This window comes from Bradyrhizobium sp. IC4059, assembly GCF_020193615.1.
In the GTDB taxonomy this organism is placed as follows: domain Bacteria; phylum Pseudomonadota; class Alphaproteobacteria; order Rhizobiales; family Xanthobacteraceae; genus Bradyrhizobium; species Bradyrhizobium yuanmingense.
The window spans coordinates 259683-280759 of record NZ_JADYVH010000009.1 but is presented as its reverse complement, the minus strand read 5'-3'; the positions used below and the strand labels follow the sequence as shown (position 1 = coordinate 280759).

The window sequence follows — 21077 nt, the reverse complement described above, 5'->3', positions numbered from 1 at the left end:
TCAGGAATCGGACTTGGGACGCTGTCCGAGGAAGAAGGACGAGGACTTCAGCGGCGTGAACGACGGCCGCTTCAGGCCGGCACCCAGGAGCGGCGCGAAATCGGTCGGAGCCTTGATCGAGGCGGTGGTCTGCCCCTGCGGCGCATCCGGCGTGCAGGTGCCGGCGACGAAGGTCGGCTCTGGTCCGAGCACCGTGCCGCGGCGGGCATACTTGTCGTAGGCGAGCGGCAGGGTGTTGTTCAGGCCCTGATGGCCGTTGCCGCCCTTGGCGTCGATCGCCATCATCTCGCTTTGGCACATCTTGCCGGTCTCGACGCACATGTTGAGGATCAGGCGGTAGAGATCGGCATCGACGGTGCCCCAGCGCCGCACCGGCTCGTTCTGGCTGGGCTTCTCCAGCTGGAGATATTCGGCGCGGCCGAGCGAGCCGCCGGCCGACTTGGCGCTGGCGATCCAGGCGTCAAAACCCTTGTCGTCGAGCCCCTTGAAGTTGAAGTGCATGCCGGAGAAGCCGGCGCCGCTATAGTTCGCCGAAAAACCCTTGTAGGTGCCGGCGTGGTTGACGACGGCGTGGAGCTTGGTCTCCATGCCCGGCATCGCATAGATCTGGCCGGCGAGCGCGGGGATGTAGAACGAGTTCATCACCGAGGACGCAGTGATGCGGAAGGTGATCGGGCGATCGACCGGAGCTGCGAGCTCGTTGACGGTGGCGATGCCGTAATCCGGGTAGATGAAGAGCCACTTCCAGTCGAGCGCGACGACGTCGACCTCGAGCGGGGCCTTGGACTTGTCCACCGCGCGCTCGGCATGAATGCGGCCGAGGGTGCGATAGGGATCGAGCAGATGCGTGCCCATCCAGGTCAGCGCGCCGAGGCAAACGATGATCAAGAGCGGCGCCGACCAGATCACCAGCTCGAGCTTGGTCGAGTGATCCCAGTCCGGCTCGTAGCGGGCCTCGGTGTTGGACTGGCGGTAGCGCCAGGCGAACAGCACCGTCAGCGCCATCACGGGCACGACGATCAGCAGCATCAGGACGGTGGAGATGATGACGAGGTCGCGCTGTTGCGCTGCGATATCGCCGGCTGGCGCCAGCACGACGTAGTCGCAGCCGCTGAGCGCAGCAGCCAGAGGTAGTAGCGCCAGGATCTTGAGACGGGACACGGGCCGAGCCTTATGAGATTGAGTTTCCTTTGCGGGGCCAAGGGGTAGCTGCGGCGCAACAATGGGGACATTGGACAATTTGTCCAATGTTGCAGTGCGGGAGGTTGGGCCAGATAGGGCCAGATTGCCTGGGCCCCGCCGGGCGGTCGGCTTTGGTTTTCAGGACGTTAAGGGCGCACCAATGGCGACGGCACAGACCCCCGAAATGGCAAACCTCCACACGGGCGAGCACGGCCACGACCAGGCCAGTCCCGGCGAGATCGCCATCGGCGTCATCATCGGCCGTACCTCGGAATTCTTCGACTTCTTCGTCTTCGCGATCGCCTCGGTGATCGTGTTTCCGCGTCTGGTTTTTCCGTTCGCGAGCGAGCTGACCGGGACCCTCTATTCCTTCATGGTCTTCGCGCTGGCCTTCATGGCCCGTCCGATCGGCACCGTCATTTTCATGACGATCGACCGGGAATACGGCAAGACGGCCAAGCTGATCTCGGCGCTATTCCTGCTCGGCACCGCCACCGTCGCGCTCGCGTTCCTGCCCGGATATCAGGAGATCGGCGTCGCCGCGATCTGGCTGCTGGCGCTGGCGCGCATCGCGCAGGGTCTGGCCTGGGGCGGCGCCTGGGACGGCATGGCTTCGCTGCTGGCGCTGAATGCGCCGGCCTCCCAGCGCGGCTGGTACGCGATGGTGCCGCAGCTCGGCGCCCCGCTCGGGCTGATCGTGGCGAGCGCGCTGTTCGCCTATTTCGCCGGCCTCCTCTCGGCCGATGACTTCTTCGACTGGGGCTGGCGCTATCCGTTCTTCGTCGCCTTCGCCATCAATGTCGTCGCGCTGTTCGCGCGTCTGCGTATGGTGACGACGGAAGAATACGCCACGCTGTTCGAGACGCGCGAACTCCAGCCGGCGCGGATCTCCGAGACGGTCGCGCGCGAAGGCCAGACCATCATGCTAGGGGCCTTCGCGCCGCTGGCGAGCTTCGCGCTGTTTCACATGGTCACGGTGTTCCCGCTGTCCTGGGTGTTCCTGTTCACCCACGAAAGCCCGGTGCGCTTTTTGATCATCGAGATCGTCGCCGCCGTGTTCGGCGTCGCCGCGATCGTGGCCTCCGGCATCATTGCCGACCGCGTCGGGCGCAAGTCGCTCTTGATGGGATCGGCGATCGCGATCGCGGTCTATAGCGGCTTCGCGCCGCAGCTGCTCGACGCCGGCGCGTTCGGCGAGACCATCTACATGGTGATCGGCTTCATCCTGCTCGGCCTGTCATTCGGCCAGTCGTCGGGCGCGATCGCCTCGAATTTCCGGCAGGCCTATCGCTATACGGCGTCGGCGCTGACCTCCGACATGGCCTGGCTGTTCGGCGCCGGCTTCGCCCCGCTGGTCGCACTGCTGCTCGCCACCAATCTTGGCGTCATCGCCTCGGGTGCGTATCTGCTGTCCGGCGCGTTCTGGACCCTGCTCGCGCTCTGGCTCAGCGGCCAGCGCGAGGCGGGGGACATGGACGCAGGGCGCTGATCACGCAGCGCATGCAGGGTGGGCAACGGCGCTGGTGGCGCCGGGCCCATCTCACCCCTGCCGCTGCCGCAACAGCGCTTCGACATCCAGCCGCTTGGTGAACATCGCGAGCTTCCCGTCAGGCCCGAACGGCCATTGCTCCCGCGGCTTGTCCCAATACAGCTCCACGCCGTTCTGGTCGGGGTCGCGCAGGTAGAGCGCCTCGCTGACGCCATGGTCGCTGGCGCCATCGAGGGCAATCCCGGCCGTGAGCACCCGATGCAGCGCATCCGCCAGCGCAGGGCGCGTCGGAAACAGGATCGCGGTGTGATAGAGCCCGGTCGCATCAGGCGGCGGCGGTGAGCCGCCCTTGCTCTCCCAAGTGTTGAGCCCGATGTGGTGGTGATAGCCGCCGGCCGCGATGAAGGCCGCCCCCGAGCCCATCCGCTGCATCAGCTCGAAGCCGAGCACGCCGCAATAGAAGCCGAGCGCACGATCGAGATCGGCGACCTTAAGGTGGACGTGGCCGATCCTGGTGCCGGCAGGAATGGTGGGGCTTTGCGACATGTGAATGCTCCCTCGAAAACATGCACGTAAGCCCCGCTTCGAGCCAGTGCTACGGCCAAACTCGAAACCCATCGTTTCTGAATGGGAAACTAAGCCAGCTCCGACACCTCGCCCTCGGGCAGGCCGAACTCGAACGTGTTCAGCGTCATCGACACCAGCGTGTAGTAGCCGCACAGCCCGATGACCTCGACGACGCCGCGCTCGCCGAGCAGCTTGACCGCTTCGTCGTAGAGACCTTTCTCGACGCCATGGCCCTCGTGCAGCGACTTCGCGAGATCGTAGATCATCTTAGCCTTGGGATCATCGAACTCGGGCGTGCGGCGGTCGCGGATCGCGTCGATAATCTCGGGCTTCATGCCGCCGGCGAGCGCGAGGCGCTTGTGCGCATACCATTCGTAGTGCGCGGTCCAGTGCCGCGCCGTCACCAGGATCGCGATCTCCGACAGCTTGGCCGGGAAGATCGTGTCGAAGCGCATGACCTCGCCGAGCCGCGTGGCGTGCCGGGCCATCTCGGGACTATTGAGCCAAGCCATCATCGGAGGCGGCGGCTTGCCGCGCTTGCCGGCGATCGACTCGTCATAGGTCTGCCGCTGGCTCTCGTTCATTTCGCCAGGCGAAAGAAGTTTTAGGCGCATTGTGGTTTCCTCTTTGTTTTCAAGGCTCGCCGCAGCAATGACTATAACCGATAAGTGGTTGAATTCCGCGGGGGCTTGGCCCAGACTCGCTGTCAACAATTCGAATGTTGGGTGATGGAAACGACCAATGACCGATCTCAAAACCAGCGATTCTGAATTCGCCGATCTCGAAACATTCCGCAACGAGACCCGCGCCTGGCTGGAGGCCAATTGCCCGCCGGAGATGCGCAAGCCCGCAACGTCCGATGCCGACGTGGTCTGGGGCGGACGCAACGCGAAATTCTCGTCCGAGCCGCAGCGCATCTGGTTCGAGCGCATGCGCGACAAGGGCTGGACCGTGCCCGACTGGCCGCGGGAATATGGCGGTGGCGGCTTGAGCGCTGCCGAGCACAAGGTGCTGCGCGCCGAGATGGCGCGGATCGGCGCGCGGCCGCCGCTGTCGAGCTTCGGCATCTGGATGCTTGGGCCGGCGCTCTTGAAATACGGCAACGAGGCCCAGAAGAAGGAGCATCTGCCGAAGATCGCCGCGGGCGAGATCCGCTGGTGCCAGGGCTATTCGGAGCCGAACGCCGGCTCCGACCTCGCCTCGCTCCAGACCCGCGCCGAGAGCGATGGCGACGACTTCATCATCAATGGCCAGAAGATATGGACGTCCTACGCCAATTACGCCGACTGGATCTTCTGCCTGGTCCGCACCGACCCGGCCGCGAAGAAGCATGACGGCATCAGCTTCATTCTGTTCGACATGGCCTCGAAGGGCGTTTCGACCAAGCCGATCCTGCTGATCTCGGGCTACTCGCCGTTCTGCGAGACCTTCTTCGACAATGTCCGCGTGCCGAAGTCGCATGTCGTCGGCACCATCAACCGCGGCTGGGACGTCGCGAAATATCTGCTCCAGCACGAGCGCGCGATGATCTCGGGGATGGGCGAGCGCGGCGTCGGCCGGCCGCTCGGCCAGATCGCGGCCGATTCCGTCGGCACCGATGGGCAGGGCAGGCTCGACGACGCCATGCTGCGCGGTAGAATCGCGACCTTCGACGTCGATGAAGCCGCGCTGGCGGCCTGCGCCGAGCGCGCGGTCGATCTCGCCAAGGCCGGGCAGGCGCATCCGGCGTTCTCCTCGGCGATGAAATATTACGGCACCGAGCTCAACAAGCGCCGCCACGAGATCCTGATGTCGGCGGGCGGCGTCGATGCGCTGGAATGGGAGAGCGAGCGCTCCATGCAGGGCGCGCGCCCGCGCGCCTGGCTGCGCACCAAGGCCAACTCGATCGAGGGCGGCACGTCCGAGGTCATGCTCGGCATCGTCGCCAAGCGCATCCTGGATCTGCCGGGGGCGTGAGGTTTCCGTCATTCCGGGGCGCGACGAAGTCGCGAGCCCGGAATCCATTCATCCTCCCCCTCTGCCGCCCGATGGATTCCGGGCCTGCGCCTGCGGCGCATCCCGGAATGACGAACCAGATAGATTTCGAATCGGAAACACGCATATGGCCCTCGTCCTCACCGAAGAACAATCCATGCTCCGCGACTCCGCGCGCGGGCTGATCAGCGACAAGGCGCCGGTGTCGCACCTGCGCCACTTGCGCGACAGCAAGGACCCCACCGGCTTCTCCAAGGATCTTTGGCATTCCTTCGCCGAGATGGGGTTTGCCGGCTTGCTTGTGCCGGAAGAGTTCGGTGGCAGCGGTCTCGGTTTCGTCGAAGCCGGAATTATCATGGAGGAGATCGGCCGCACCTTGATGCCATCGCCCTTCCTCGCGACGTCAGTGGTGGCGGCATCAGTGCTGACCCGCGGCGGCAATGCCGCGCAGAAATCGGAATATCTGTCGAAGATCGCGAACGGCTCGCTGCTCGCGACGCTCGCGATCGACGAGGGCGCCAAGCATCGCCCGCTGCAGACCAGCCTCAAGGCTGTGCGCGCCGGCAACGGCTTCAAGCTCTCCGGTGCCAAGGCGCTGGTGATCGACGGTCATGTCGCCGATCTCCTCATCGTCGCCGCGCGCACCGCGGGCTCTGCCGGCGAACGCGAGGGCCTGACGCTGTTCCTGGTCAACCCCAAGGCCAAGGGCGTTGCGATCGAGCGCACCATCATGGTCGATGCGCACAATGCGGCGCGGATCGAGTTCGCCAATGTCGAGGTCACCGCCGACAGCGTGCTCGGCGAGGTCGACCAGGCGGCTGGCCTGCTCGATGGCGTGCTCGATATCGGCCGCGGCGCGGTGGCCGCCGAAATGGTCGGCCTCAGCGATGAAGTGTTTGGCCGCACCGTCGAGTATCTGAAGAGCCGCAAGCAATTCGGCAAGCTGATCGGCGAATTCCAGGCGCTGCAGCATCGCGCCGCCGAGCTCTACATCGACATCGAGATCACCCGTGCTGCCACCATGAAGGCGCTGCAGGCACTGGATGCCGACGTCGTCAAGGCCGCACCCGCCGTCGCCGTGGCAAAAGCCCGCGCCGGCACCACCGCCACGCGCGCGGTGCAGGAAGGCGTGCAGATGCACGGCGGCATGGGCATGACCGACCAGTTCGACATCGGCTTCTTCATGAAGCGCGCCCGCGTCTGCGAGGAGTTGTTCGGCGATGCGAACTATCACACCGAGCAGTTGGCCAGGTCGCGTGGTTATTGAGATGCTCTCGTAGGGTGGGTTAGCACTGCAGAAGCGCGAAGCGCATCTGCAGTGCGTAACCCACCATCTTCGTCCGGCAAACGCGGAAGCATGGTGGGTTACGCCGAGCAATTGCGCTTAGCGCAATTGCAAGGCTAACCCACCCTACGACGTTCCCCGGAGACACCCCTTACCGCATCGGTGGTGCGTACTGCACGCCGCCTGCGTTCCACAGCTGGTTCATGCCGCGCGGGATCTTCAGCTTCGACTTCTCGCCGATGTTGCGGTCATACATCTCGCCGTAATTGCCGACGTGGCGGATGATGCGCGCGGCCCAGTCCTTGGTGAGGCCGAGCTGCTCGCCGTAGCGGCCTTCGGTGCCGACGAGGCGCATCACCTCCGGCTTCTTCGACTTCAAGGCCTCGTCGATGTTCTCCGAGGTCACGCCGAGCTCCTCGGCGTTGATCATCGCGTAAAGCGTCCACTTCACGATCATCATCCAGTCGTCGTCGCGCTGGCGCACCACGGGGGCGAGCGGCTCCTTGGAGATCATGTCCGGCAGGATCATGTGGTCGCCGGGCTTCGTCAGGTTCAGCCTGAGAGCATAGAGCTGAGAAACGTCGGCGGAGAACGTGTCGCACTTGCCGGTGTCGTACGCCTTCACCACGTCGTTGAGGTTATCGAACTTCACCTCTTCATACTTCATGTTGTTGATGCGGAAGTAATCGGCGACGTTGAGTGTCGTCGTGGTTCCGTTCTGCACGCAGACCTTGCTGTCTGCCAGGTCGAGCGAGGTCTCCTTGTTGCGCGTGCGCGGCACCATGAAGCCGACGCCGTCGTAATAGGCCACGGCCGGGAAATACAAATCGTAGTCGAGCTCGCGCGCCATGCTCCAGGTCGTGTTGCGCGAGAGGATGTCCACCTTGCGGCTCTGCAGCTCCTTGAAACGCTCGTTGGCGTCGAGCGGAACGAACTTCGCCTTGCCGGGGTCGTTGAAGATCGCAGCGGCCACCGCGCGGCAGAAATCGACGTCGAAGCCGGTCCAGTTGCCCTTGTCGTCGGGGATCGAGAAGCCCGGCAGGCCCTTGTTGACGCCGCACAGCACCTCGCCGCGGCGAACCGTGCGCCTCAGGGTGCGGGTGTCGTAAAACTCGTAAATGATCGCGCCGATGGCGACCAGCACGGCGATGGCGACCCCGATCAGCAGGCCGCCACGAAAAGTGCGCATCATGTTGCTCTCTCGAAAAATCGGGAAAAGGAATCAGGCGAGGACGGAGTGCATGATCCGGATCCGGACGACCGCGTTGGCGCAAGGCACGCTGCGGCCGTCCGAAGCAATCATGCCGGGATCATGAACCTTAGAGCTCGGGCTTCTGCCGGATGACCACCTTGGTGCCGACAGGGACGCGATCGTAGAGGTCGGCGACGTCGGCGTTGACCAGGCGGAAGCAGCCCGAGGACACCTTGGTGCCGATCGTGTCGGGTCGGTTGGTGCCGTGGATGCGGTAGACGGTGGTGCCGAGATACATGGCGCGGGCGCCCAGCGGATTGCCGGGTCCGCCGGCCATGAAGCGCGGCAGATAGGGCTGGCGCTGGATCATCTCCGGCGGCGGCGTCCAGTCCGGCCACTCCTTCTTGTTGGTGATGGTCACCAGCCCCTGCCACTGGAAACCGTCGCGGCCGACGCCGATGCCATAGCGGATGGCGCGCCCGCCGGGCTGCACCAGATAGAGGTGACGTTCGGCGGTCGAGACGATGATGGTGCCCGGCGGCTCGGTGGTGCGGAAGTAGACCACCTGCTTCTGCCATTCCGGCTCGAGCTGGTATCCGTCATCGGCGATCAGGCCCGGCTCGTCGCCGCGGTCCGGCTGCTGGGCGAAGGCGTGCGGCGTGGACAGGGCCAGTCCCATCGCAGCCACGAAAATCCCGGTCAGGCGACGAAAATTCGTCATTTCAAGCTCTCCCCGCTGCCACAGCGCAAATCATTCGGAACCATCAAACCTGAGGGGCAAGTTCATGGCAAGTTGATGGCGCGCCGTCCTGGCATGTCACGAGAATGCTTTGGTTTTTTTGACGGGCTCGGCGCAATGCCACGAACAGGGGATGGCGCGAAAAGCATAGGTGGTACCGCAGTGGTGGTCCGCTCCCTCCCCCGCTTGCGGGGAGGGTTGGGGAGAGGGTGCTTCCGCAATGGGACACTCCCCCAGAGGATAGAACCCTCACCCGCCGCTACGCGGCGACCTCTCCCGCAAGCGGGAGAGGCTTAGATCGAACGCGTGGTGAGATCGAGGCCGACAATTTGCGCCAGCTAAATCTTGTTGCTCCCCGCCGGGATCCCGAGCCGCCGGACGATCTCCGCCGCGACGGCGCGGGCTTCGACGCGCGAGCCGATGCGGGGGCTGCGAAACCGCCGCCCCGAATGCAGCCGGATCACCACGATGCAATGCTCGTCCTCGGAGCGGCCCCGGCGCTCGACCGTGATCGTTTTCACGTCGGGTCCGGCGATGCGGTCGGCGCGCAGGCTGCCGTCGCCCCACAGGCGCTCGACGCGAATATCGTTCGGCCCGATGATCCAGAACGCGCCGGTCGCAAGGTTGGCATAGCGATAGACGGCGAATGCGGCGATCGCGCCCAGCGGCAGCAGCAGGATATCGACATGGCTCGGCGAGAGGCCGCGCCACAGCTTGTAGGCATAGGGGGCCGCGGACAAAGCCACCGCGATCAGTGCGACGATGCGGATCTCCCGTGCAGGAAACGCCTCGAGAGGCTCGCCGAGATGCATCTCGGGATTGCTGGCATCGAGCGGGTTGCTCGGCGCCTCGACATTGGGAACGTCGAAATGCGCTGCGATCCACGCCACGGTGTCGCGGACATGGGTGACATCGGAAATCGGCGGCGAGGTCAGCCGCTCGCCCGAGGCCAGGGTGAAGACGAGCTGGAAGCGGGCCTTCACCCGCTTGCTGCCGGGGACCTGCAGCGCCGTGATCTCGTCCTTCCCGACGAGGCGCGTCCTTAGTTTTCCGAACGGCCGTTGCCGGCCGATCAGGATCTCGTCCGGCGTGATGATCCACACCACCGCCGGCGCCATCATGATGCCGACGACGAATCCGGCTCCCACCAGCAGCGCCACCGTCGATATCGTGATTTCCAGGAGGTCCTGCGTGAACAGACCCGGCGTGAAGCAGAGCGCAACGGCAGCCGCACAGCCGGCCACGACCAGCCGCTGCGCGATCGAGGAACCTTCACGAAGGCGGATGTCGGTGCTGGTGGTCGCGTCCATTGCGGGGGCTGATTGCGTCGGTTGCGAAACTCCACGGACGGCTCCGTGGAGTCAAGCAACAAGGGCGACAATTGAAGCCGCCGCGCGATGACCGTGCGGCGTCAGCTGCTCGCGTTCAGCAGCTTGGCCACCGTGCGGTCGATCTCGTCATAGCTGCCTTCGCCGGCGTGCTGGAACACGATCTTGCCGCTCTGGTCGACGATGTATTGCGCCGGCCAATATTGATTGCGATAGGCGTTCCAGGTCTTGGACTCATTGTCCTGCGCCACCGGATAGGTGATGCCATGGCGCTTCAGCGCGGCCTGCACGTTGGCGGCGGAGCGCTCGAACGGGAATTCCGGCGTGTGCACGCCGACCACGACGAGGCCTCGATCCCGGTACTTGGCGTAGAGGCCGGTGACATGCGGCAGCGTGTTGACGCAGTTGACGCAGCCATAGGTCCAGAAATTGACCAGCACGACCTTGCCGCGGAGATCGGCGATATGAAGCGGCTTCGAGTTGAACCAGTTGGTGATGCCGGTGAAGTCGGGCGCGGCCTGCTGGTTCGCGGCGGCGGTAACGACAGGCGCGGTGCGTGCGGCCTCGTCGCAGATGCCGGGAATCACGGCGCCGGTCACGGTGATGCCGATCAGTGCAGCAGACATTGCGAGCAGCTTGAGAGTCATGGGCGAGTCCTCCAGTGAAGACGAGGGTGATCACAGGCCGATCTGGCCGGTGGGGTAGAAGCCGGTGAGCCACGCCAAGATCAGCGTGTCGTATTGGAAATAGGCGGCGACCGCGAAGCCGATCACGACGACGCCAAAGCCCTGCTGCAGCCGCGGCGAGATCCGGGCCAGGCTGCGCACGCGCGTGGTCGCGGCCTGTCCGCCGTAGGCGATCGCCAGCATCGGGATCGCAGCACCAATGGCATAGGCGACCAGCAGCGTGCCGGCCCAGGCAACGTTCTTCGATGTCGCAACCAGCGTCAGGATCGAGCCGAGCACGGGCCCTGCGCAGGGCGTCCAGACCAGTCCCAAGGTGGTGCCGAGGATCAGCCCACCGAGCGCGCCCTCGCGCTGCGTGGCGCCGATGTTGCCGAGATCGAGCCAGCCGTTGATCCGGAGCGACAGCCATTCGAACGGCGCCGGCCACAGCATCAACAGGCCGAAGCCGAGCAGCAGGACCGCTGCCGCCTCGCGCAGCACGTTCGGATCGAAATCGAAGGCCCGCGTGATCGCGCCGAGCGCCAGCGCGACCATCGAGAAGGAAAAGACGAAGCCGAGCGCGATCATCGCGGGTCGCAGATGCCCCGCGCGCCCGATCGAGGCGCCGAGCAGGATCGGCAACATTGGCAGCGTACAGGGCGCGGCGATGGTGAGGATGCCGGCGAGGAGAGCAAAGAGCAGGTCGAGCATGAGGCACTCGTGAGGGAGGTCACGAGGGCTGTTCGCGTGCGGTGGGACGGTCGTTACGCAGCGTCACGGCTTCGTGACGGGGGCTGTTGCTTTGCAGAGCACGGTGGCCGCGGGCTCCCGCCTCTCCCGCTTGCCGGAGAGGCCGGCGCACTCGCAGAGTGCGGCGGGTGAGGGTTCTTTCCTCTGGGGGGAGTTGCCCCGTTGCGGAAACACCCTCTCCCCAGCCCTCCCCCGCAAGCGGGGGAGGGAGCGCACCGACCGCGGAGCCGGCAACCACTCAGGCCCAAATAAAAACGACCCGGACGGGGCATCGTCCGGGTCGCTGGAGGTCTTGGGAGGTTTAACGAAACCGTATGGGAGCTTTATAGAAGGGAAGTTTTTCCGCCTGATGTTGTCGTTTGTTTCAATTGTTTCGTCAGTGGTAACGCTTCCGTGTCCGGGGAGAGGGCCAAAACGGAGGTCCTATCCCCTTGAAAACATTATTGTTAAGCGGCGAAACGGTCGACGCCGGCGCCCTTAAGCAAATCGGCGAGTTGCTTGCGCGCATAGAACATCCGCGTCTTCACCGTGCTCTGGGGGATGCCGATGATCTGGCCGACCTCCTCCACCGACTTCTCGTGGTAATAGACGAGGTTGATGATCTCCCGATGCGCCGGCGACAGCTTCTGCACGCAGGCGCGCAGGATGGCGCTGGTGTCGCTGCGGTCGAGCGAGGTCTCCGGCGTGTCGCAACCATCAGGGATCTGACGCACGTCCTCCTGATCGATGTCCTCAAAGCGGCGCTGGCGCATCGCGGTCAGCGCCTTGAAGCGGGCGATCGAGAGCAGCCAGGTGGACACCTGCGAGCGGCCCTGGAATTGGCCGGCGGTCCGCCACACGTCCAGAAACACCTGGCTGACCAGATCTTCCGCCGTGGTGGCGTCGCGCACGATGCGCAGGATGAAGCGGTACACCCGCACATTGTGCCGGCAGTAAAGGATGTGCATGGCCGTCCGGTTGCCGTCGGCAATGCTTGCGAGGAGCATGTCGTCCGAGGTCGCCTGAGCGGCAATGATGCTCTGGCTGGCTTGGGCGTTGATGGCAATGACGTTCGGCATGGACTTGGCTCCCCGTAGCGCCGCAACCGAGCGGCGTTTCCTTGGGTCAAAGTGTTAATGAGCCAACGTTTCGGGACGTCTGCACGAAAAGCGGAAAATGGTTTCGTGCGCCGTCAAATTGTTTCGCCGGACAGGGTGCGACGAAACATTCGGGGCAAAAAACCTTGTGATTTCAACGTACGGAAAATACGGGGTGGGGATTCGGGGCCGGACGGGCGCGCCGCGGAACGAATTTAGGAGGATTGCGTTTGGTCGCGCCGCACCTACCGCTGTCGTCCCGGGGGCGATAATCTCGTAGCCCGGATGAAGCGCAGCGAAATCCGGGGCAACTCCATCCGCGGCTACAGCACCCCCGGATTGCGCTGTGCTCCATCCGGGCTACGGCAGAGCGGGTTGTGCCGCTCGCCCTACGCCTTCTCGCCCTGCGGCGAGAACAGATAGCCGCCGCCGCGGATGGTGCGGATTACGGCAGGCTTGGCCGGGTCGGGCTCGATCTTGCGGCGGATGCGCATGATGCGCAGATCGACCGCGCGGTCGAAGGCTTCGGCGTCGCGGGCGTTGGCAAGCTCGAGCAGGCGCTCGCGCGACAGCACGCGCTTCGGATTGGCCGCGAACACCTTGAGCAGCCCGAACTCGGATGCGGTCAGCGGATGCTCGTTGCCCTCGTCGTCACGCAAGGCCTGCGCTTCGAGGTCGAGCCATTTGGTGCCGAAGCGCACCAGCTGCTCCTTGTCCGACTTCGCCGCCGGCGCGTCTGCCGCCTTGGCCGGTCCGCTCCGCCGCAGCACCGAGCGGATGCGCGCCATCAGCTCGCGCAGCTCGCAGGGCTTTGCCACGTAATCGTCCGCGCCGAGCTCGAGGCCGACGACGCGGTCGATCGGGCTCGCGGTCGCCGTCAGCATGATGACGGGCACGTTGATGCGGCTCTTGAGGTCGCGGATGATCGAGAGCCCGTCTTCCTCGGGCATGTTGAGGTCGAGCACGACGAGATCAGGCATGCTGCCCTGGATCGCGGCGCGCAAGGACTTGCCGCCGTCGCACAGCGTCACGGTGAAGCCATGCATCTTGAGGTAATCGCCGACCATCTCCCGGGCCGGAGCCTCATCGTCGACGATCATGATGTGCTGGCTTTGGGTCATGGGCTTTGCATCCCGGGCTTTGACATCACGGGCTTTGGCATCACGGCATTTCAGTCGCGGGGAGGGTGATGGTGAAGGTCGAGCCCTTGCCGGGGCCCTCGCTCTCGGCGGTCACCTCGCCGCCGTGCATGTCGATGATACGCTTGACGATGGAGAGCCCAAGTCCCGTCGAGCTCTCCCCGGCAGTCGGCTTGGCCGACAGCCGCTGGAACCGGCCGAACAGCCGGCCGAGGTCCTCTGGCGACAGCCCGGCGCCCTCGTCGCTGACGCTGACGATGGTGTCGCTGCCCTCGTGGACCACGGTGACGTCGATCTTGCCGCCGATCGGCGAGTATTTGATGGCGTTGCTGATGAGATTGTCGATCGCCTCGCGGATGCGGTCGGTGTCGCACATGGTGACGATGTTGGGCGGCGCGGTGACGCTGATCGCCTGCTGCTTGTTGACCGCGAGCGGCTGGTTGGCCTCGGCGACCTCCTTGACCAGGGCGGCGACGTCGACCGGCTCGCGGCGGATGGTGATGTCGAAGGCATCGGCCATCGCGTCCGAGATCAAATGATCGACCATCGTGGTCAGGCGTTTGGTGGCGTCGCGGATGTGGTCGACCTGGGCGACGACCCCGCTTTCCGAGGCGCCGGTCGAGATCAGCTCCTTGAGCATCTCGGTGCGGCCGAGAATGACGCCGAGCGGGTTCTTCAGGTCGTGCGCGACGGTGCCGAGAATCTCGTTCTTGAAGCCGTTGGCGCGCTGCAACCGCAGCCATTGCGCCGAGAGGCGGCGGTTGGCCTGCATCAGGGCGCGGGTGCGCTGGGCGACGCGGTCCTCCAGCTGGGTATTGGCGTCCTGCAGCTGCTGGTAGAGGATGACGTTGTCGAAGGCGATCGAGAGCCTGGAGGAGAAGATCTCGACCAGCGAACGGTCGGTCTCCGACAGCTCGCGCTCGGCCTGGAGCAGCACCACGACCTCGCGGCCCGATCCAGTGCGCAAATAGATCACGCTGCGATGGTCGGCGAATTCGTTCTTGCGGCGCTGGAACGCGGCCTCCACCATCTCGCGCAGCTCGGGGTCGAGCGCCTTCGAGGAGGTGGTGCCGATGAAGCGGCTGTAGCAGCCGCTGCCGGCGAGCACCGAGAGCTCGGGATCGATGCCGCCATTGTCGCGCAGCACCAGGATGCCGGCGCAGTCGACGTTGAGCAGCGAAGCGAGCTGGGTCAGGACGCCCTCGGCGAGCCGCTGCATCGACTTGAAGTCGTACAGCGTCGAGGCCGCGTCGATGATGATCTCCAGCCCGCGCCGGGTCTGCACCATGCGCTCGAGCTGCTGGTAGGAGCGCAGCGCCGCGGTCAGCGAGGTGAACAGCTTGTCGGCGGTGAGCTCGGTCTTGGCCTTGTAGTCGTTGATGTCGTACTGAACGATGACGCGCCGCTCCGGCGCCTGGCCGGGCTGGCCGGTGCGCAGGATGATGCGCACGGTCTCGTTCCGGATCTCGTTGCGGATGAACTCGACCAGCTCGAGGCCGGCGACGTCGGTCTCCATGATGACGTCGAGCAGCACGGCGGCGACGTCGCGGTGCTCGGCCATCAGCTTGCGGCCTTCGGCCGCGGAATAGGCCGACAGGATCTCCAGGCTCTGGCCGTTCAGGCTGTAGTCCGACAGCGCAAAACGCGTGCCGTCATGCACGGCCGGATCGTCATCGATGACGGCGATCTTCCATTTCCGGGCGTTGCTGTCCTCCGACGCGGTACCGGTGTCGTCGATCAGGTGGAGGACATCGTCCTGTTCGGCCATTGCGAAGATCCGTCACTTTCTGTGCTTTGCGCGCCGCCCTTGGCGACACGGGGCATGATAATGCGAAAAGTAGTGCCTTGTCCCAGCTTGGATTCCAGCATCATCCGGCCGCCGAGCTGCTGGGTGACGAGGTTATAGACGATATGAAGGCCAAGTCCCGTGCCGCCTTCATTGCGCCGGGTGGTAAAGAAAGGGTCAAAGGCCTGGCGCTGCACGTCCGGGGTCATGCCGGCCCCGTCGTCGGAGAAGCTGATCTCGATGTCCTCGGTGCCGCGCGGCCGCGCCGAGATCGCGATCCGGCCGGCGCGGCCGTCGGCGAAGGCGTGGTTGGCGGCGTTGAGGAAGAGGTTGGTCAGGATCTGGCCGTAGGAGCCGGGATAGCCATCGAGCAGCAGCCCCTCGGGGACGTCGACCTCCAGCGTGATCGGCGAGCGCTTCAGCACGGGCTTGAGGCTGGCGATGATCTGGTCGGTGGCTTCGCTTAAGGAGAACTGCCGCCGCTCGGCATGGGAGCGGTCGACCGCGACCTGCTTGAACGACTGGATCAGCTCGCCGGCGCGGGTCAGGTTGGCGACGAGCTGCTGCGAGGCGTCGCGCGAGGACTGCACGAATTCCTCCAGCTGTGAGCGGCGCAGGCCGCCCTCGCCCTTGAGCTGGGCTTCGAAAATCTCGGTGCGCCGGGCAAAGCTCGAAGCCACCGTCAGGCTGATGCCGATCGGGTTGTTGACCTCGTGCGCGACGCCCGCAACGAGGCCACCGAGCGCGGCCAGCCGTTCGGCGTCGATCAGGTTCTGCTGCGCGGTGTTGAGCTCGAGCAGGGCACTCTCGGCCTTTTCCTTGGACGCGCGCAGCTCGTCCTCGGTCCGGCGCTTGGCGATCGCGTTCTCGCGGAACACCTCCACCGCGCGCGCCATGGCCCCGACCTCGTCGCGCGCTTTCGTGCCCTGCACCTCGCGGTCGAGGTCGCCGAGCGTGATCGCGCGCATCGCGGACATGATCTGCTGCAGCGGTAGGCGGATCGACAGCGCGATCAGGACGCCCGCGGTGAGGATGATGCCGAGGAAGATCACCGCGATCGACAGCACCCGGCGTGAGATATCCGCCAGCGTGCGGTCGAACACCTCCTGCGCCTTCTGCTCGCGCTGGCGCATCTTGGTCGAGAGGTCGTCGATGGCGCCGATCGCCTCGGCCTGGCTGGCGTCGATGGTGTTGCGGAGCAGCTCGGTGCGGCTCGCAAGCTGCTCGGAGAGTTTTGCAAAGCCCTCGCGAAGTGCGGCGGTGCGGGCCGCGAGCCGCCGCAAGGCCATCTTCTGCAGGTCGTTGTCGGCGAGATCGATCATGACCGGGATGGTCCTCTCGATCGTCTCGGTATGGCGGCGCGCGTCGTCGGCGGCGCCCGACGACTGCGACAGGTAATAGGAATTGGCCGCGACCAGCATCGCGGTGAAGGCTTCGCGGGATTTGCCGAGCGAGGGCCAGATCAGCGCGTCGCGATGGCCGGTGGCACCCTCGATGATGGAGTAGAGTCCCGCCATGTCCCTGGCCGGGCCCTGCACCTGCTCCTCATAGGTCTTGGCGATGGTGGACTGCACGCTGCGCAGCTCGCCGAAGCCGTTGAGGAAGCGGTCGGTGGTGCGCTCCAGCTCCTCGACCGACCCTGATAGCATCGGGTCCTTGGCGGCGCGATTGGTCAGCGTGCCCAGCACCGCCTCGCGCAGCAACAGGATCTCGGCGAACAGGTCCGGACTCGGCTGGTTGATGTAGCGGTGGATCAGGTTCTGCAGCCGCCCGGTCTCGCTTTCGAGCAGCGCCAGGATCCGGTCGGACTCGCGCACCTGGCGCACATCGTCCCAGGCCGAGCCGAGCACCTTGGCGCCGTTCCAGATCATCGCCACCAGCACCACGACCACGGCGGAGTTCAGCGCGGCGATCGACAGGATGCGCCAGCGGATCGGCACCGCCCGTAAGAGGCCGACGATGCGCGCGCGCAGCTGCCCGATCGGGCCGGGTGGCTTGTCCGCGTGATCGCTATGTCCAAGCGCAGCCAACAGGCCTCACTCCACCTTGCGAATCCGTTCGATCAGCGCGGCCGCCGCGGGGTCGCGCGCGGCCTTGGCGTAGATTGCGGCCATGGCGTCCTCGAACGGCTTGCGGTCGATGTCCCTGATGATGGTGACGCCGGCTTCCTGCGCCTTGCGCTGCGACTGTTCCTCGAGGTCGCGCCACTTCTCGCGCATGAACCGGCTGGAGCGCTGCGCGGCCTCCTTAAAGATCGTCTGCTCCTCCGCCGACAGGCTGTTCCAGGCCTTCAGAGAGATCACCAGCACCTCCGGGCTCATCGTGTGCTCGGTCAGCGTGTAATGGCCGGCATGCTTGTAATGGTTCGTGGTCACGAAGGATGGCCAGTTGTTTTCGGCGCCGTCGATCAGATGGTTGGCAAGCCCGGTGAGCACCTGCCCGTAGGGCAGCTCGACCGGTTCGGCGCCGAGCGCGCGCATCATCTGGCTCATCAACTCCGACTGCTGCACGCGGATCCGCAATCCCTTGAGGTCCGCGATGGTCTTCACCGGGCGGACCCCGTTATAGATCGAGCGCGCACCCGAATCGTAGAAGGCGAGCCCGACGAAGCCGTAGGGCTCGAAGCTGCCGAGGATCTCGCTGCCGACAGGCCCGTCCAGCACCTTCTGCATGTGCTCGATGGACCGGAACAGGAACGGCATCGCCAGCACGTTCATCGCCGGGACGAAATTGCCGATCAGGGCGACATTGGTCCGGTTGAGGTCGATCGCACCGGCCCGGGTCTGCTCGATCGTCTCCTTTTCCTCCCCGAGCTGGCGGGAGTGGAACACCTTGATCTCGTGGCGGCCCTTGGTGCGCTCGGCGATCAGGGCGCCCATGTAGCGCAGCGCCTGGACGGTCGGGTAGTCCTCGGCCTGGGTGTCGGCGGCGCGAAATTCGCGCGCAACCGCACTCGTCGCGCGCATGCTCGACGAGACTGCGGCAAGCAGAAGCGCGACGAAGATCACCCCGGTCCGCGAGAGTTCGGCACGGCTCAACACTGGCACACTCAACCCCTCAGTGGTGGAGTCTATGGCGGAAGGAAAAGGTTCAATGCAATCTAAAGCGTTTTCAAGCGAAGTGGATACCGGTTCGCGTAAAGAAAACCCGTCAAATTAATAATTTAGAACCCGTTCCGATCGGAACGGGGCTCCAGCAGAAGTTAAGGGAAGCCCCATTCCGTCCCCGGCCAGCGGGCTGATTGTGCGGCGCGGCCGGCGTTCATTCCCGGTTGAAACGGCCACTGCCGGGCCTTAAGCAGGACAGCCGCCACGTCGACCGCGGCCTGGGAAGAGCCATCCTGATGTCAGCCTTGCGCCTTTTGCAGCTCGTTGCCGCCTTTGCGGCCCTCGCATTGGCTGCCCCTGCGCGGGCTGCCACCGAGATCGCCTGGTGGCACGCCATGTCCGGCGAGCTCGGCCGGCAGCTGGAAAAGCTCGCCGCCGACTTCAATGCCTCGCAATCCGATTACCGCATCGTGCCCGTCTACAAGGGCAATTACACCGAGACGGTGACGGCGGCGATCTTCGCCTTCCGCTCGCGCACCCAGCCCGCCATCGTCCAGGTCAACGAGGTCGCCACCGCCACCATGACCGCGGCCAAGGGCGCGATCTATCCGGTGTTCAGCCTGATGCGGGACCAGGGCGAGCCGTTCTCGCTCAGTGATTATCTGCCCGCGGTCTCCGGCTATTACACCGATGCGGCCGGCAATCTGTTGTCCTTTCCGTTCAATTCCTCGACGCCGATCCTCTATTACAACAAGACCATGTTCCGCGACGCCGGCCTCGATCCGGAGGCGCCGCCGAAGACCTGGCCGGAACTGGGAGCGGTCGCCAAGCGCCTGCGCGACCGCGGCGCTGCTTGCGGCTTCACCACGTCCTGGCCGTCCTGGATCCATGTCGAGAATTTCGCCGCCTTCCACAATCTGCCGCTGGCCACCCGCACCAACGGCTTTGCAGGCCTCGATGCGGAATTGACCATCAACAATCCGATCGTGGTCAAGCACGTCGGCCAGCTTGCCGAGTGGCAAAAGACAAAACTGTTCGACTATAGCGGCCGCGGCCAGTCGGCCGAGCCGCGATTCCAGAAAGGCGAATGCGGCATCTTCATCGGCTCCTCGGCCACGCGGGCCGACATCAAGGCGAATTCGAAGTTCGAGATCGGCTACGGCATGATGCCCTATTGGCCCGACGTGAAGGGCGCGCCGCAGAACTCGATCATCGGCGGCGCCACGCTGTGGGTGCTGCGCGACCGTCCGCGCGAGGAATACAAGGGCGTGGCGCGCTTCTTCGCCTATCTGTCCCAGCCCGGCGTGCAGGCCGCCTGGCACCAGAACACCGGCTATCTCCCCGTGACCCGCGCCGCCTTCGAGCTGACGCGCTCGCAAGGCTTCTACGAGCGCAATCCGGGCTCGGCGATCTCGTTCGAGCAGATCACGCTCAATCCGCCGACCGAGAACTCCAAGGGCATCCGGCTCGGCTCCTTCATCCTGATCCGCGGCGTGATCGAGGACGAGCTCGAGCAGGCCTTCGCCGGCCACAAGAGCGCGCAATCAGCACTCGATTCCGCCGTCGAGCGCGGCAACAAGCTCTTGCGCCAGTTCGAGCGCGCCAGTCCCGAGCGGTAGGGTGTGTTGCGATTAGGTCTCGCCGCCGCTGCGAACGAGGTGCGCTCCCTCCCCCGCTTGCGGGGGAGGGTTGGGGAGCGGGTTCTCTCCACGTTGGGATTGTCTGAAGTCTGCGGAGAGTGTCCCCACGTGGAGAGAGCCCCCACCCGGCGCTTCGCCGACCTCCCCCGCAAGCGGGAGAGGTGCACCGTTTCCTTGGCTTGCACCGGGTCAACCAAAGTTGCCCCTGCATTCGATACGCGAGTGCAGATGACAATCACGCCGCAACAGCTGCCTCACTTCACCGACGCCGCAAGCTTCCGCGCCTTCCGCTCCGCCTCCGCGCAATGGCTGCCAATCGCTCTCGACATCGCACGTAGCCATGGCCTCGATGCCGGCTCGCCGCATGTGTTTGCGACCGGCACCAATCTCGTGGTCGGCCTCGGCGAGACGCTGGTCCTGAAGATCTTTCCGCCGCTGCTCGCAGCGCAGTTCGTCTCGGAGCGCGCCGCGCTGACGCAGCTCAAAGGCCGTCTGCACCTGCCGATCCCCGAGATCGTCGCGGAGGGGATGCGCGACGGCTGGCCCTATCTCGTCATCACGCGCCTTGCCGGCACGCTGGGTTCGGAGGTCTGGCCATCACTGCCGGAGCCGCAGAAGGAGCGGCTGCTGCACCAGATCGGCGAGACCATTGCGAGCGTGCAGCGCGCGCCGCTTGGACCGCTCGCGCATATCGAGCCGCGCTGGGATGCGTTCATGCGTCAGCAGATGCAGGGCTGCCGCGGGCGGCACGAGCGTCTCGGCCTCGCACCAAAATTCCTCGAAGGCCTCGATGATCTCCTGCGCGATGCCGCAAAGCTGATTCCGATGGACGCGCCGCCGGTGATCCTGATCGGTGAATACATCCCCGAGAACTTTCTGCTCGCCTGTGACGACGGCCAATGGTCGCTCGGCGGCCTGTTCGATTTCGGCGACGTGCTCACGGGGTGGCGCCATTACGATCTGCTCGGCCCCAGCGCCTTCATGGCGGCGGGCCGTCCGGGCAGAGTGAAGAGCCTGCTCGAAGGCTTTGGCTATACGACGCTGGATTTCACCCTCAAGCGCCGCCTGATGGCCCTGATGCTGCTGCACCGCGCCAGTGACCTCAACGCGCACATCTGCATCGAGGGCTGGCAAGACAAAGCGAATGATCTGGTCGAGCTGCAGGAGTTGATCTGGCCCAACTGAGCGCCCCCTCCGTCATTCCGGGGCGCCGCGCAG

The 21077-nt window shown here is 65.2% G+C and carries 18 protein-coding genes; 5 read left to right on the top strand and 13 right to left on the bottom strand.

Annotation, left to right across the window (positions count from 1 at the left end):
• The gene (gene cyoA / locus I6F12_RS26920) at positions 1 to 1161 is read right to left on the bottom strand and encodes a ubiquinol oxidase subunit II (RefSeq protein WP_225157600.1); all 1161 of its coding nucleotides are present in this window, start codon (positions 1159 to 1161) and stop codon (positions 1 to 3) included.
• 181 nt (positions 1162 to 1342) lie between these two features.
• Here cyoA and I6F12_RS26915 point away from each other — a divergent pair, with 181 nt between their 5' ends.
• On the top strand, positions 1343 to 2671 hold the full coding sequence (locus tag I6F12_RS26915) for an MFS transporter (protein ID WP_036020259.1): 1329 nt from the start codon (positions 1343 to 1345) through the stop codon (positions 2669 to 2671).
• Positions 2672 to 2722: 51 nt separating this feature from the next.
• Here the strand turns inward: I6F12_RS26915 and I6F12_RS26910 are convergent, their stop codons facing one another.
• Together I6F12_RS26910 and I6F12_RS26905 are read right to left on the bottom strand one after the other, a co-directional pair.
• Complete coding sequence (locus tag I6F12_RS26910) at positions 2723 to 3217, bottom strand: VOC family protein (RefSeq protein ID WP_225140618.1); 495 nt, start codon at positions 3215 to 3217, stop codon at positions 2723 to 2725.
• 89 nt (positions 3218 to 3306) lie between these two features.
• Positions 3307 to 3852 (bottom strand): carboxymuconolactone decarboxylase family protein, encoded by a 546-nt coding sequence (locus I6F12_RS26905; protein ID WP_057028492.1) that lies wholly within the window; start codon positions 3850 to 3852, stop codon positions 3307 to 3309.
• Between the two features lie 127 nt (positions 3853 to 3979).
• Between I6F12_RS26905 and I6F12_RS26900 the strand changes: the two genes are divergently transcribed.
• On the top strand, positions 3980 to 5194 hold the full coding sequence (locus I6F12_RS26900) for an acyl-CoA dehydrogenase family protein (RefSeq protein ID WP_225157599.1): 1215 nt from the start codon (positions 3980 to 3982) through the stop codon (positions 5192 to 5194).
• A gap of 145 nt (positions 5195 to 5339) precedes the next feature.
• Complete coding sequence (locus I6F12_RS26895) at positions 5340 to 6479, top strand: acyl-CoA dehydrogenase family protein (RefSeq protein WP_225157598.1); 1140 nt, start codon at positions 5340 to 5342, stop codon at positions 6477 to 6479.
• A 169-nt stretch (positions 6480 to 6648) separates the two neighbouring features.
• On the opposite strand, the gene I6F12_RS26890 is transcribed toward I6F12_RS26895, so the two are convergent.
• The 10 genes from I6F12_RS26890 to I6F12_RS26845 all read right to left on the bottom strand — a co-directional run bounded on the left by I6F12_RS26890 (position 6649) and on the right by I6F12_RS26845 (position 18219).
• On the bottom strand, positions 6649 to 7686 hold the full coding sequence (locus I6F12_RS26890) for an amino acid ABC transporter substrate-binding protein (RefSeq protein WP_036001959.1): 1038 nt from the start codon (positions 7684 to 7686) through the stop codon (positions 6649 to 6651).
• A 130-nt stretch (positions 7687 to 7816) separates the two neighbouring features.
• On the bottom strand, positions 7817 to 8410 hold the full coding sequence (locus I6F12_RS26885) for a L,D-transpeptidase (RefSeq protein WP_036020272.1): 594 nt from the start codon (positions 8408 to 8410) through the stop codon (positions 7817 to 7819).
• 356 nt (positions 8411 to 8766) lie between these two features.
• Positions 8767 to 9738, bottom strand: coding sequence for a hypothetical protein (locus I6F12_RS26880; protein WP_225157597.1), 972 nt, complete (start codon positions 9736 to 9738; stop codon positions 8767 to 8769).
• Positions 9739 to 9839: 101 nt separating this feature from the next.
• Positions 9840 to 10403 carry a thioredoxin family protein gene (locus I6F12_RS26875; protein WP_225157596.1) on the bottom strand — a complete coding sequence of 188 codons (564 nt, stop codon included), beginning with the start codon at positions 10401 to 10403 and terminating at the stop codon, positions 9840 to 9842.
• A 30-nt stretch (positions 10404 to 10433) separates the two neighbouring features.
• A complete protein-coding gene (locus I6F12_RS26870) occupies positions 10434 to 11132 on the bottom strand; it encodes a cytochrome c biogenesis CcdA family protein (protein ID WP_225157595.1) in 699 nt (232 codons plus the stop codon).
• A 485-nt stretch (positions 11133 to 11617) separates the two neighbouring features.
• Entirely contained in the window at positions 11618 to 12229 is a 612-nt protein-coding gene (locus tag I6F12_RS26865) for a sigma-70 family RNA polymerase sigma factor (protein ID WP_036020284.1), read from the bottom strand.
• 407 nt (positions 12230 to 12636) lie between these two features.
• Positions 12637 to 13368 carry a response regulator gene (locus I6F12_RS26860; RefSeq protein WP_036020286.1) on the bottom strand — a complete coding sequence of 244 codons (732 nt, stop codon included), beginning with the start codon at positions 13366 to 13368 and terminating at the stop codon, positions 12637 to 12639.
• 40 nt (positions 13369 to 13408) lie between these two features.
• Positions 13409 to 15154 carry a DUF3369 domain-containing protein gene (locus I6F12_RS26855; protein ID WP_109142153.1) on the bottom strand — a complete coding sequence of 582 codons (1746 nt, stop codon included), beginning with the start codon at positions 15152 to 15154 and terminating at the stop codon, positions 13409 to 13411.
• A complete protein-coding gene (locus tag I6F12_RS26850; protein WP_225128589.1) occupies positions 15124 to 17154 on the bottom strand; it encodes an ATP-binding protein in 2031 nt (676 codons plus the stop codon). Before I6F12_RS26850 ends, I6F12_RS26855 begins: the two co-directional genes overlap by 31 nt.
• A 54-nt stretch (positions 17155 to 17208) precedes the next feature.
• Positions 17209 to 18219 carry a TRAP transporter substrate-binding protein gene (locus I6F12_RS26845; protein WP_345944189.1) on the bottom strand — a complete coding sequence of 337 codons (1011 nt, stop codon included), beginning with the start codon at positions 18217 to 18219 and terminating at the stop codon, positions 17209 to 17211.
• 296 nt (positions 18220 to 18515) lie between these two features.
• On the opposite strand from I6F12_RS26845, the gene ugpB reads away from it, so the two are divergent.
• Together ugpB and I6F12_RS26835 are read left to right on the top strand one after the other, a co-directional pair.
• Positions 18516 to 19838, top strand: a complete 1323-nt coding sequence (ugpB, locus tag I6F12_RS26840; protein ID WP_225140624.1) for a sn-glycerol-3-phosphate ABC transporter substrate-binding protein UgpB — start codon at positions 18516 to 18518, stop codon at positions 19836 to 19838.
• Between the two features lie 249 nt (positions 19839 to 20087).
• Positions 20088 to 21044, top strand: coding sequence for an aminoglycoside 3'-phosphotransferase/choline kinase family protein (locus tag I6F12_RS26835; protein WP_225157619.1), 957 nt, complete (start codon positions 20088 to 20090; stop codon positions 21042 to 21044).
• Positions 21045 to 21077 lie beyond the last annotated feature (33 nt).

Excerpts from the sequence above, each read along its gene's own strand:
- I6F12_RS26885 (WP_036020272.1), bottom strand. The coding sequence starts at position 8,410 with ATGACGAATTTTCGTCGCCTGACCGGGATTTTCGTGGCTGCGATGGGA.
- I6F12_RS26865 (WP_036020284.1), bottom strand. The coding sequence starts at position 12,229 with ATGCCGAACGTCATTGCCATCAACGCCCAAGCCAGCCAGAGCATCATT.
- I6F12_RS26860 (WP_036020286.1), bottom strand. The coding sequence starts at position 13,368 with ATGACCCAAAGCCAGCACATCATGATCGTCGACGATGAGGCTCCGGCC.
- I6F12_RS26890 (WP_036001959.1), bottom strand. The coding sequence starts at position 7,686 with ATGCGCACTTTTCGTGGCGGCCTGCTGATCGGGGTCGCCATCGCCGTG.
- ugpB (WP_225140624.1), top strand. The coding sequence starts at position 18,516 with ATGTCAGCCTTGCGCCTTTTGCAGCTCGTTGCCGCCTTTGCGGCCCTC.
- I6F12_RS26880 (WP_225157597.1), bottom strand. The coding sequence starts at position 9,738 with ATGGACGCGACCACCAGCACCGACATCCGCCTTCGTGAAGGTTCCTCG.
- I6F12_RS26915 (WP_036020259.1), top strand. The coding sequence starts at position 1,343 with ATGGCGACGGCACAGACCCCCGAAATGGCAAACCTCCACACGGGCGAG.
- I6F12_RS26910 (WP_225140618.1), bottom strand. The coding sequence starts at position 3,217 with ATGTCGCAAAGCCCCACCATTCCTGCCGGCACCAGGATCGGCCACGTC.
- I6F12_RS26875 (WP_225157596.1), bottom strand. The coding sequence starts at position 10,403 with ATGACTCTCAAGCTGCTCGCAATGTCTGCTGCACTGATCGGCATCACC.
- I6F12_RS26900 (WP_225157599.1), top strand. The coding sequence starts at position 3,980 with ATGACCGATCTCAAAACCAGCGATTCTGAATTCGCCGATCTCGAAACA.
- I6F12_RS26870 (WP_225157595.1), bottom strand. The coding sequence starts at position 11,132 with ATGCTCGACCTGCTCTTTGCTCTCCTCGCCGGCATCCTCACCATCGCC.
- I6F12_RS26855 (WP_109142153.1), bottom strand. The coding sequence starts at position 15,154 with ATGGCCGAACAGGACGATGTCCTCCACCTGATCGACGACACCGGTACC.
- I6F12_RS26835 (WP_225157619.1), top strand. The coding sequence starts at position 20,088 with ATGACAATCACGCCGCAACAGCTGCCTCACTTCACCGACGCCGCAAGC.
- I6F12_RS26905 (WP_057028492.1), bottom strand. The coding sequence starts at position 3,852 with ATGCGCCTAAAACTTCTTTCGCCTGGCGAAATGAACGAGAGCCAGCGG.
- I6F12_RS26895 (WP_225157598.1), top strand. The coding sequence starts at position 5,340 with ATGGCCCTCGTCCTCACCGAAGAACAATCCATGCTCCGCGACTCCGCG.